10 protein-coding genes are annotated in these 12,368 nt (G+C 38.2%); 7 read left to right on the top strand and 3 right to left on the bottom strand.

Translation table 11 applies throughout. The annotated features are described in order from the left end of the window. The first annotated feature begins 11 nt into the window (after positions 1–11). The 4 genes from K319_RS0105875 (at position 12) to msrA (ending at position 5,687) form a co-directional block, all read left to right on the top strand. Positions 12–1,217, top strand: a complete 1,206-nt coding sequence (locus K319_RS0105875) for a PepSY-associated TM helix domain-containing protein (protein ID WP_027382801.1) — start codon at positions 12–14, stop codon at positions 1,215–1,217. 105 nt (positions 1,218–1,322) lie between these two features. After that, the gene (locus K319_RS0105870; RefSeq protein ID WP_027382800.1) at positions 1,323–3,890 is read left to right on the top strand and encodes a TonB-dependent receptor; all 2,568 of its coding nucleotides are present in this window, start codon (positions 1,323–1,325) and stop codon (positions 3,888–3,890) included. 78 nt (positions 3,891–3,968) lie between these two features. Further along, the gene (locus K319_RS0105865; RefSeq protein ID WP_027382799.1) at positions 3,969–4,940 is read left to right on the top strand and encodes an ROK family protein; all 972 of its coding nucleotides are present in this window, start codon (positions 3,969–3,971) and stop codon (positions 4,938–4,940) included. A 93-nt stretch (positions 4,941–5,033) separates the two neighbouring features. Then, the gene (msrA, locus tag K319_RS0105860) at positions 5,034–5,687 is read left to right on the top strand and encodes a peptide-methionine (S)-S-oxide reductase MsrA (RefSeq protein WP_027382798.1); all 654 of its coding nucleotides are present in this window, start codon (positions 5,034–5,036) and stop codon (positions 5,685–5,687) included. A 27-nt stretch (positions 5,688–5,714) separates the two neighbouring features. On the opposite strand, the gene K319_RS0105855 is transcribed toward msrA, so the two are convergent. Further along, positions 5,715–6,620, bottom strand: coding sequence for a DUF3078 domain-containing protein (locus K319_RS0105855; protein WP_027382797.1), 906 nt, complete (start codon positions 6,618–6,620; stop codon positions 5,715–5,717). 46 nt (positions 6,621–6,666) lie between these two features. Continuing rightward, positions 6,667–7,773, bottom strand: a complete 1,107-nt coding sequence (locus K319_RS0105850; RefSeq protein ID WP_027382796.1) for a DUF3078 domain-containing protein — start codon at positions 7,771–7,773, stop codon at positions 6,667–6,669. Positions 7,774–7,916: 143 nt separating this feature from the next. Here K319_RS0105850 and K319_RS0105845 point away from each other — a divergent pair, with 143 nt between their 5' ends. The 3 genes from K319_RS0105845 to gdhA all read left to right on the top strand — a co-directional run bounded on the left by K319_RS0105845 (position 7,917) and on the right by gdhA (position 11,369). Then, entirely contained in the window at positions 7,917–8,690 is a 774-nt protein-coding gene (locus K319_RS0105845) for a rhomboid family intramembrane serine protease (protein WP_027382795.1), read from the top strand. 30 nt (positions 8,691–8,720) lie between these two features. Beyond that, on the top strand, positions 8,721–9,830 hold the full coding sequence (gene dprA, locus K319_RS0105840) for a DNA-processing protein DprA (RefSeq protein ID WP_027382794.1): 1,110 nt from the start codon (positions 8,721–8,723) through the stop codon (positions 9,828–9,830). A 180-nt stretch (positions 9,831–10,010) separates the two neighbouring features. Further along, positions 10,011–11,369 (top strand): NADP-specific glutamate dehydrogenase, encoded by a 1,359-nt coding sequence (gdhA, locus tag K319_RS0105835; protein WP_027382793.1) that lies wholly within the window; start codon positions 10,011–10,013, stop codon positions 11,367–11,369. A gap of 77 nt (positions 11,370–11,446) precedes the next feature. On the opposite strand, the gene K319_RS0105830 is transcribed toward gdhA, so the two are convergent. After that, positions 11,447–12,328 (bottom strand): cupin-like domain-containing protein, encoded by an 882-nt coding sequence (locus K319_RS0105830; protein ID WP_027382792.1) that lies wholly within the window; start codon positions 12,326–12,328, stop codon positions 11,447–11,449. Between the last annotated feature and the right edge of the window lie 40 nt (positions 12,329–12,368).

The raw sequence follows: 12,368 nt of genomic DNA, 5'->3' as shown, positions 1-12,368 counted from the left end.
CTCAAATCAGTATGAAGAAAAAACACCATCATAAAAAGAAACCAGGATTTTTCAAGAAATGGTCAGCCAAGCTACATCTGTGGTTTGGCTTGTCCGTTGGTTTCCTGATATTTATTATTTCGATTACCGGTGCACTTTATGTTTTCAAAGATGAGATAGAAAACTTTACCCGTAAGGAATATATCTATCACAACGAGCAAAACATCGAATCCAAAAAAGTGATTCCGATCCGGGAGCTGGAAAAATTAGTTGACCGGCAGACCAAAGAAAAATATCCGATCCATTGGGTCAACATTCCGATTGATAAAAAAATGTCCTATCAATTTTATTGGTATGAACATCAGCCAGACCAATGGAATTACTTTGACGAATTCCCGATCTACAAATTGGCTTATGTCAATCCTTACACTGGAAAAGTTCTGCAAGTTTATGATGAGAAAAACGGATTCTTTGCGATTGTAAAATCTATCCATTGGAGCTTTCTTCTCAAGCAGGATTGGGGAACTTATGTTGTGGGGATTCCGGTTATTATTTTTCTGATAATGCTGATCACGGGAATCGTCCTTTGGTGGCCAAAAAACAAAGCAGCTAGAAAACAACGCTTCAAATTTCAATGGAAAGACACCACACAATGGAAAAGAAAAAATTATGACCTTCATAACATCCTTGGTTTCTATTCTTCAATTTTCGCATTGATTCTCACAATTACAGGATTATTCTATGCATTTTTCGTCGTTCAGGCGATGATTTATGTGATATTTTCAGGAGGAGAAACAGCTTATCCGGATTTTTCAAAGATCACGACAAAAGCACCGATCGAGATGAGAACCGATAAAACCTTGGATAAGATATCTGATAAAGTTATTGAACTCTATCCCAATGCCTATGGTTTTTCTTTGGATCTGGGACATCCGCATATCGATGATCATGAACATCCGAATTTTGAGGTTTATGTAAAACATTTGTCTTATTCTTATCACAAGAGCAGCAGTCTTATTTTTGATGAAAATTCCGGGGAACTTCTGCACAGACATGATCCAAAGGATAAGAACTTTGGAGAAAAGACGGTTGCTGCCAATTACGACATCCACGTCGGCGCAATATTAGGTCTGCCAACTAAAATCATTGCTTTCATAGTAAGTCTGATCATAGCATCGATGCCGGTTACCGGATTTATGATCTGGTGGGGGAGAAGGAAGAAAACAACAATTAAATAATTGGAAAAAACCTAAGTTTAATCATTCAGTTTTTATATTAATTTTAATTCATACTATTTTAGTATAGATTATTTATTTTCTACATTTGCTCATTAATTTTAAACTATGAGCAGACTTTCGACTTTCTTTGGAAAGGCAATCTTGATCTTTCTTATTTTGTCATTCACATTTTCTTTCGCACAGAATTCTATTTATGGAAAAATTCTTGACAGTATCAATAATAGGTCCATCAATGACGCAAAAATATCATCGAAAACGGATAAAGATCTATCCATACAAACAGACCAGAATGGAAACTTCGTCCTGCAGAATATCAATTCTTTTCCTTTCGAATTGAAGATCCAGAAAAAAAGTTTTGAGACAAGATTTGTATCAATAAAAGAAAACCCGACAGATACTTTATTCATCAAACTATTACCAAATGATGTTGTTATTACAGAAGTTGTCGTAACCGCCAGAAGAAGGGAAGAAACAGCTCAACAGGTTCCGATTCCCATCAATGTTATCTCAGGAAAAAAAGCCGAGGAAACTGGAGCATTCAATGTCAACCGATTGAAAGAATTTGTTCCATCTGTTCAATTTTACAGCTCAACACCTAGGAATACAAGTCTCAGCATCCGAGGATTGGGTTCAACTTTTGGTTTGACAAATGACGGACTTGACCCGGGTGTTGGGTTTTACGTTGACGGTGTTTATTATGCAAGACCGGCAGCTACAACTCTGGATTTTGTCGATATCGAAAGAATCGAAGTTTTGCGAGGTCCGCAGGGAACTTTATTCGGTAAAAACACAACAGCAGGAACTTTCAACGTGACTACAAAACAGCCAGGTTTTAAAACTGGAGGAACCGCTGAGGTCAGTTACGGAAATTATGGTTTCATTCAGGCAAAAACATCGGTGACCGGAGCGATTACGGATAAATTGGCTAATAGGTTTTCCGCTTCCGGAACGCACAGGGATGGAACAATTTATAATTCGAGGACCAATCAGGAACTTAATGATATCAATTCCATCGCTATCCGGGACCAATTGTTATACAAACCGAATGAAAATTTGAAATTCATTCTAACCGGAGATTACAACAGGTTAAGAGCAAATGGATATGCACAGGTCATTGCCGGAGTTGTAACGACCAAAAGAGTGGCTTACAGGCAATTCAATAATATTATCTCTGACCTTGGTTATACACTTCCAACAATTGACCCATTCAACAGAACGGTTGATACAGACACGCCTTGGAAAGCCGAACAAGATATGGGTGGAGTTTCCTTGAACGTTGAATATAATCTTGGAAAAGGAAAAATCACATCAACCTCAGCCTGGAGATTCTGGAACTGGAATCCTTCAAATGATAGAGATTTTACAGGACTGTCAGCATTGGCAAAATCACAGGCACCGAGTAAGCATCAGCAATGGAGCCAGGAAATCCGATGGTCGGGAAATTTCAATGAAAAATTGAGCGGAGTCTTCGGTGTTTTTGGTATCTGGCAAAGATTAAGAGCTGATAAAGACGGACAAATCGAGGAAGCAGGAAAGGACCAATGGCGATTCTCTCAAAGTTCAACAAGTTCTCTTTGGCAAACCCCGGGGTTATTAGATGGATATGGCATCAAATCTTATCCAAGCCTCAATTCCTTTAGTGGAGCGGTGTTTGGACAGTTGGATTGGGCTTTCACCGAAAAACTTAGTTTGCTTCCCGGAATTAGAATTAATTATGACAAAAAAGAAATCGATTTCAAAAGAATCACTTACGGAGGCTTGGAAACCAGCGATCCCGCTTTGATTGCTTTGAAGAATTCTGTTTACAGCAATCAGGAATTCGATGCATCTATTGATGATACCAATTTTTCCGGACAATTGACTTTAGCTTATAAACCAAATAAAAATTATAATCTTTTCGGAACTTTTTCTACAGGCTTCAAACCTGTTGGACTCAATCTAGGAGGACTTCCTACAGAAAACGGAAGAGTGATGACGGAACTTGCTGTCGTAAAGCCGGAAAGAATTCTACATTACGAAATCGGACTTAAATCTCAACCTTTCAAGAATTTTATTTTTAATTTGACTGTTTATAATTCTGATATCAAAGATTATCAGATCCAGGTTCAGGCAGAAAGTTTACAACTTAACAGAGGATATCTTGCCAATGCAGAAAAAGTTCAGGTACGAGGCATTGAAACTGATATTTCTTATACCTTCAGTAACTTCTATTTCTTCTCAAATTTAGCCTATACAGAAGCGATCTACAAAAAATTCACGAACGCGCCACCAGCTTTGGAAGATACAGGCGGTGTAAATTATGTTGATATTTCCGGTGGTGTTCTTCCTGGTGTCTCAAAATGGGCAGGTTCAACAGGTGGAGAATTTAATTTCGCCGGAAAATTCCTCAAATACAGTGGAGATTACTTTTTTGCATTGGATAGTTATTATCGTTCAACCTTCTCATCAAGTCCAACACCATCCAAATTTTTGAATATTCCCGGTTATGCATTATTCAATACAAGATTCGGTTTTCGGGTGAGACAAGGTGTTACAACTTTTATCTGGGTCAGAAATATATTTGACAGGGATTATTTTGAACAATTGCTTCCAGGAGCCGGAAATGCCGGACATTACGCCGGCGTTCTGGGCGACCCTCGAACTTTTGGATTAACGATAAAAGTCAGCTTCTAAAATTTAAAAATAAATTAATATTTGACACATATTACATTGATTTTCCATAAATTTAGCGTCTAAAAAAATTAAAAATTGATGTCATTAATTGATTTATCTAAGCAAATAGCAATAGGAATAGATATTGGCGGAACTAATACTAAATTTGGTTTGGTCAACCATCGCGGAGAGATCCTGGCAAAAGGAAGTATAAAAACAGAAGAATATAAAGAGGTCGAGGATTTTATCGATGCTCTGTATACCAACATCAAGCCTCTGATTGATGAAGCAAGTCAAAACAAGACTCTGGACGGTATAGGCGTTGGTGCACCTAACGCCAATTATTTCAAAGGAACGATCGAACTTGCACCTAATCTGCCCTGGAAAGGTGTTGTCCCCTTTGCTGAATTGATGAAAGCCAAATTCGGAGTGCCGTGCAAAATGACCAATGATGCCAATGCGGCAGCCCTTGGTGAGATGATGTTCGGCGCAGCTAGAGGAATGAAGGATTTCATCATGATCACACTTGGAACAGGTGTTGGAAGCGGGATTATCAGTGGTGGAAATCTGATCTACGGACACGATGGATTTGCCGGAGAATTAGGACATACAATTGTGAAACCTGGTGGAAGAAAACATTGGAGCACAGGATCGGAAGGAAGTCTTGAGGCATATGCTTCTGCAACGGGAATTGCTATTACGGCAAAAAAATTCCGTGCAGAGTTCCCGGATTCTATGCTGAATCAATATCCTGAAGAATCTATCAATTCCAAAACCGTTTTCGAATGTGCTGAGAAGGGTGACCCAACAGCAATAGAGGTTTTCAGATATACAGGACAAAAATTGGGAGAAGCTTTGGCAAATTTTGTTATGTTCTCTTCTCCTGAAGCTATACTGTTATTTGGTGGTGTGATCAAGGCTGGTGATTTCTTGCTAAAACCTGCCAAATTGCATATGGAAAGGAACCTGCTTCCTATCTTCCGAGGCAAAGTAAAATTGGTTTTCAGCGAGCTGGATGAGGCAGATGCAGCCATTTTGGGAGCAAGTGCTCTTGTATGGGAAAATAAATAATTGGTATTCATAGATCCTTTGATGTTTCTTTTTGATAGGAATAATTTTTGCTATTGATGACAAGGAAAATCAAAGGATTTTTCCTTCCCGAAAATGAATCGTTATTTATTATTAATACTCAGTTTTTTTCTCATCAACTGCAATGGGCAGGAGAAAAAGACAAAACCTTTAACAAATCAAAAAATGGATAAAAACAATTTGGAATATGCCACTTTGGCAGGTGGATGTTTTTGGTGTGTGGAAAGTTGTTTTCATATGCTGAAAGGTGTGGACTCAGTAATTTCTGGATATTCCGGAGGACATAAAAACAATCCTACCTATGAAGAAGTTTGCACTGGAACAACTGGCCACGCAGAAGTTGTTCAGATTGCATTTGACCCAAAGATCATTTCTTACAAACAACTATTGGAGGTCTTTTGGTTTCTTCATAACCCGACCACGCTTAACAGACAGGGTAACGATATTGGAACGCAGTATAGGTCAGCAATTTTCTATCATTCTGAAAAACAAAAACAGGAAGCTGAAGAATCTCTGAAAGACTCCGAAGCAAAACAGGAATGGAACGGAAAATATGTAACAGAGATCGTTCCTTTCAAAAAATTCTGGTCAGCAGAAGCTTACCACCAGGGATATTACAATGCCAATCCTACGCAGCCCTATTGTAGTGCTGTCGTTGGACCAAAGATCCAGAAATTCAAAAAGCATTTTGGAGGATTAGGCTGGTTAAACGAAAAAGTGGAGAATTAATTCTCCACTTCTTTTATTTTAAAATTTCTATTTCCAGCCCTGATTCCGTTTGTCTTCTGATCTTTTCTTGCCATTGTCGATGTTGTAGGCAAATCCGATTCCCAGAGTTTGTTTCAACTGTGTTTTCTTGATCTGGTTGTGATCGTATAAAAGATCCAAAGTTACATTCGTCGAGATATATCTATTAACCTTCATATTAAGAATTCCGCCGTAAGAAAGCACCAATCTTTCCGGATGGTCAAGATAATTGGAAAAAACGGAAGCCGTGTTCTGTAAAGTGATATTTTCCATTAACTTTACTTTGTACTGCGCTGTTCCCAAGAATCCAAATTGAAACAACATAGAATCTCCATCATTTTTCAAACCGTAGTTTCCAGCGTATTGCAGATCTTTGTCAAGAACAAAAGTAAATCTTGCATTGGCAGGTCTCAGTGTCATGGTAAAATTATCACTTGGTTTATAAGTAAAACCAGCTCCCAGATTTACATATCCCGGTGCCATGAAATTAGAGATCTTGGAAGCATCAGGATTATTCCCATCTTCATATCCTGGCGCAAATTGTGTAATTAAACCCGCTCCGACAGATGCGTACCAGTTATCAGATATCTTTCTTCCGTAATTGGTAGAAAGATTGATCACGTCCTGCGTTTTCCTGTTTCCAACACCTTGGGTATTGTTCATGCCATAACCCAGAATGATGATGTTCTCCCAAAGGTCTTTATCTTTTTCGTAGGTTAGGTTATAGTTTATACCCGCTTGCCAACCAATGTTGTTGGCACCTCCGGCTACCCAATTGGAGAAAGCGGATTGATTGAGCATCAATGTATTCTGTCCAATTATGGACCAAGCTTTTATGGAATCTTGAACAGGCTGCTCTTGCGCATAGGAATTGAAAGCCATCAAAAGGCTTCCAAAGAATAATATTTTCTTCATATTTATTTGTTTTCTCGACAAATATAATGAAATACTGTGGAGGATTTTATTTCACAAAAGGATTGATCACGCCTGTTTTGCTGTCTCTTTCTACTTTATAACCTAAACTGTATGTCACACCTACACCCAAAGTTTGCTTTCTTTGCAGTTTTTGGATCTGGTCGTGATCGTACATAATATCTATGGTCACAGAAGTTGTGATATATTTGTTGAATTTCAAGTTCAGTGCACCACTGTAATTGATATCTACACGTTCCGAGTGTTCCAGATAGTTACTAAAGAAATTGATCTGGTTCACATAGGTTGCATCTTTGAAAAGCTTGATCTTATAAAGAACATTCATCATTGTACCAACCTCGGCTCTCAGGCTCTGGCCGTCTCTTTCCAGACCATAGTTACCTTTTGTCTGGAGCTTTTTGTCCAAAACAAAAGTAAACTTTCCATTCAATGGCCTTAGAATGATCTGGAAGTTTTCGTTTGGATTGTACGAGAAACCAAGACCTAAATTAAGATAACCAGGCGCCATAAATTTTGAGATCCTATCATCATAGACGGGATCCGGTGTCGAAGAATAGTTGAATCCCGGAGTAAATTGGGATAAAAATTGAAATCCGGTAGATAAATAATAATGCTGAGCCAACTCGTATCCATAGTTGGTCATGATATTGATGTAATCATCCGTCTTTCTGGTAGATTGCCCGGTGGAAGAGACAAAACCATAACCTAACTGAATATTATTGTCCAGATAATGCTTGTTCTTTTTATAAACGATATTGTAATTCACCTTTCCGATAACGCCAATATTATTATTTCCTCCGGCATACCAATTTGCAAACGATGACTGATTGAAAACCAATGTATTTTGCCCAAAGATGAACCAGCGTTTCAGGGTTGGTAAAGTCAGGATGGATGATGGGGTCAAAGGGCTTGAGTCATCATTTGGTACAACCACAATGCTGTTGTTGATCTTTACCTCATCTCTTTTCAAAGATTTGACGTCCACAAGTCTTGGATTGGCAAGACTATCGATATTGATGGATATAGAGTCCCATTTTTTTTGACCGATAGAATCAATTATCCTTTGATAATCATTTATCTGAGCATTAATAGAGATACCCAAAATTAGGACAAATAGCACCAATATCTTTTTCATTATTATCTAATTTTGAACAAAAATAATAAAACTAAATTTTTCAGAATCTGCCGTTATAACCAAATTCATATTATTTGACCTGATTTTTACGGACAAAATTACCTTTTTTGATCATTGGCTGTAAAATTGAGAATCTAAAATCAATGTTTTTAAAATCTTTCAATTTGCGATCTATTTTGGTGCCAATCATTATGTTGGTATTGATGTGGAGTTTTTTCTTATTTCAGAATCTCGGATTTTTCCAAGGTTGTGACGGCGCACTTATTACATTGATGCCGGAAGGGTTGAAAGGTATTCTCTTTGCTCCGTTACTGCACGGAAGCTTGGATCATATTATCGGAAACTCTATGCCGATTGCGATTCTTTTATTTTTATTATTTGAATTTTATCCCCAAATAGCCTACAGAATTTTCTTTATTGGTTGGATTGCTTCAGGCTTGTTGGTTTGGATGTTGCCACCTATCGACATTATGACGGGAGAATGGAACTACAGTTGCATCATTGGTGCAAGTGGATTGGTTTATATGCTGGCGTTTTTCATTTTTTTCAGCGGCGTTTTCCGTTGGAATATGAAATTGTTGACCATTTCTATGGTTGTTGCTTTATATTACGGAAGTTTGATATGGGGAATTTTCCCGGAAGAATTTTTCTCAAATCTGGAAGAGCCGAGCAGAATCAGCTGGCAGTCACATTTGGCAGGAAGTATCACCGGAATTATTTTGGCGATTATATTTAGAAAATTTGGAGAAAAAAAAAAGAAATACATTTGGGAGTTTCCTAATTACTACAATGAGAAAGATGATAAGATCTGGCAGGAGTATATGGCAAATCATCCTGAAGATTTCGAAGAACTGCCGCAATTGAAACAGGAAAATATTTGGGATTATCTGGATGAAATTCGGAAAAGAGAAAAATAATCCTTAATTTGGTCAGAACACAAATGACCTATGACCTCCGAAGAATATCTTTACATCCTTGCACTTAAGCAGTGCAAAAACATTGGCAACATCAATCTTAAAAAACTGATCAAAAATATTGGATCAGCCAAAAAAGTTTGGGAATCTTCTCCCAGATCTCTTCTTTCCACTCCCGGAATCGGAAAACAGACAATTCAAAACATTGGGAATAAGGATTTTTTACAAGTTGCCGAAAAAGAAATAGCGCTTTGCGAAAAACAACATATTAAAATCATTTCTCAGAATGATGACCTTTATCCAAAACATCTTTTGAATTGTGATGATTCTCCTATATTGCTATTTTACAAAGGAAACCTCAATCCTGATCTAAATCCAATCAGCATCGTGGGGACACGGAAAATGACTGTTTATGGAAAGGGTTTCATCCAAGATCTACTTCACGGATTATCGAGCTCCAAAATCTCTACTGTCAGTGGTCTGGCTTTGGGAGTCGATTCTTGTGTTCACGAGGAATCTCTTAAAAATCAAATTCCCACCATTGCCGTTTTGGCACAGGGCCTTGGTTCTATTTATCCTTCCAGGAACAAAGGTCTTTCAAATAAGATCCTGGAGAATAATGGTGCGCTGGTAACAGAGTATGCATCCTTTGAAGGTATGGCAAAAGAAAATTTCCTTCAAAGAAACAGGATCATCGCAGGATTTTCTCCTAACCTGATCGTTGTAGAAACGGCTTATGGTGGCGGATCTGTAACGACCGTCAATTTTGCGAATCAATATAATCGAGACGTTTATGCTTTGCCTGGAAGAATCACGGATGTTTTTAGCCAGGGCTGCAACCAACTGATATCTCTTAACAAAGCTGCAACTATTGTTGACATCAATACATTGATCAAAAATCTGAATTTTCTGCCTCAGCCTGAACTTTTCCCAAAGGAAAAAACGAAGGTCATACTAGATTCGGATAAAAAAGAGCACCAAATGATTTTGGACATTATTGAGGATAATGAATCCATTTCTTTGGATGATATTGCCGAAAAATCGGGCGTTTTACATCATAAGCTTTTGCCAATTCTCTTAGATCTAGAGATTTATGGTCATATAAAATGTCTTTCCGGTAGGCAATACCTGATAGATCAATAAAATCATCATTTCGGAAATTTGAAGTAAATTAACATTAAATTTAAGAATCATTAATACAAAAATCATAATTATGCATTATGCAAATACTTTAATGATTATCCTTAAATTTTCGATAAAAAACAAAATATTACTTGCGAAATTCGAAAATAAAATTAAATTTGTTGTCATAATTATAGAACAATGGAACACTATAACGTTGAGCAAAAGATCCAGGAGTTTATGGCAAAAATTGAGGCCAAAAATCCTAACGAACCAGAATTTATCCAAGCAGTAAAAGAAGTGGCGGTTACCGTGATCCCTTTCATCGCTACGAGAAAAGAATATACCGGGATGAAGCTCCTGGAGAGAATGGCAGAGCCGGAAAGAGTGATCATCTTCCGAGTGCCGTGGATCGATGACAAAGGGGAGATCCAGGTCAACAGAGGATTCAGAATCCAGATGAATTCTGCGATCGGACCATATAAAGGTGGGATTAGATTCCACCCGACAGTTAATCTTAGCGTTTTGAAATTCTTAGCTTTTGAACAGGTTTTCAAAAATAGCTTGACCACGCTTCCAATGGGAGGAGGAAAAGGAGGCTCTGATTTTGACCCACAAGGGAAATCTGATATGGAAGTAATGCGTTTCTGCCAGGCATTCATGATGGAGCTTTGTAAACATATTGGCCCTGAGACTGATGTTCCTGCCGGAGATATCGGCGTTGGTGCAAGAGAGATCGGGTATCTTTTCGGGATGTATAAGAAAATAAGAAATGAGTTTACCGGAGTCTTGACTGGAAAAGGTCTGGCTTACGGGGGTTCCCTTATCAGACCCGAAGCAACTGGTTATGGTGTGGTTTATTTTGCTGAGCAGATGTTGAAAACCATCAACGAATCTATTACCGGTAAAACAGTTGTAGTTTCAGGATTCGGAAATGTGGCCTGGGGTGTTATCAAGAAGATCAATGATCTTGGTGGAAAAGTGGTTACCATTTCAGGACCAGATGGTTACATCTATGATAAAGATGGAATTTCTGGAGAAAAAATCGAATATCTTCTTGAATTAAGAGCTTCCGGAAACAATAGAGCTGAGGATTATGCAAAAAAATATCCTGAAGCGGAATTCTTCGCAGGAAAAAGACCTTGGGAAGTGAAGTGTGATATCGCTTTCCCTTCTGCAACCCAGAACGAATTGGATCTTGAGGATGCGATCAAACTGGTGGCAAACGGATGTCTTTGTGTAACAGAAGCAGCGAACATGCCTTCTACGTTGGAGGCAATCAACTATTTCTTGGACAACAAAGTTCTTTTCTCTCCCGGGAAAGCGTCTAATGCTGGAGGTGTTGCAACTTCCGGATTGGAAATGACACAAAACTCGATCAGGCTTAACTGGACTTCTGAGGAAGTAGATGCAAGATTGAAGGAGATCATGATAGGAATTCACAAAGCCTGTAGAGATTACGGAAAAGAAGAGGATGGCTATGTAAATTATGTAAAAGGTGCAAATATCGCAGGTTTCGTAAAAGTAGCTGAGGCAATGTTGGCTCAAGGTGTAGTTTAAAACCAAATCACTTTAATAAAAATAAAAAAATGCAGCTAAATTACTTAGCTGCATTTTTTATTTAGAGGTTATTGAGACTATCTTGGCAAACCTCTTTTTAAGGCATAATTGGCTCTTTCGATAGCTTTTTTCTCTTTCCAGTTCATATAATTGGCCTTGAAATTTTTCTTCATAAAATTATCAAAACCTCTCTGTACGGTAAGATTCCATAAAGAATGTGCTTTCACGGCCCAGCTTTTGTCCCAAGCTCTGAGTGAGATCGAGAAACTACCGTCCAGATATTTCATCCAATGCCACCAGCCCGTCGGCATGAACAACGTGTCTCCATGCTCCAGAAAGCATTCGATACCTTCGATACCGTCTAGTGCCGGGAATTTTTCGAAATCCGGATTTTCTATGTCAAAGTCTTCCAAAGCATAAGTTGCATAAGGAAGCTGATAAAGCCTTTCTTTCCATTTGTAGTCGAATAGCAGGATATGTTTTCTACCGTTGAAGTGCGTATGGAAAATATGCGCCATATCAATATCAAAATGCAGGAACGTGACAGAACCTTTTCCCCCGAAAAACATACTTGGATATTTGTCCAGAAAGCCACCCATCAATTCTTTGGGCGAAATATAGTCATTCAGTATTTTTGGAGCATGTTTTATAGGATCGAAGAAAAATATCCTGAGGTCCGTTGGTTCTCTTTGTATCAGATCGATGTAATCCGCAAACTTCATTTCTGTTGTTGGCGTATTGATAGGAGCCGCAGGGTCAGCTTTAGCACTATCGTACAAAGGAACGGTAACGTCTCCTACGACCTCCTTTATATATTCCATCGTCCATTTTTGATAAGCTGGCCATTTTCTGGCCATATTTTTTATCACGACCGGTTTGCGCGGTTTCAGGTATTTTTCAAAGAATTCTTCTTTGGTGATATCATCTACAATATCGATAGGTTTTAGAGTGATTCCCATATTAACTCAATATTAATGTGCAAATTTATTAAATTTTATA

The sequence above is a fragment of the Epilithonimonas caeni DSM 17710 genome (assembly GCF_000426465.1).
GTDB classification, from domain to species: Bacteria; Bacteroidota; Bacteroidia; order Flavobacteriales; family Weeksellaceae; genus Epilithonimonas; species Epilithonimonas caeni.
Note: the sequence above shows the minus strand (reverse complement) of the source record. Positions and strands in the feature narration are given on the sequence as shown.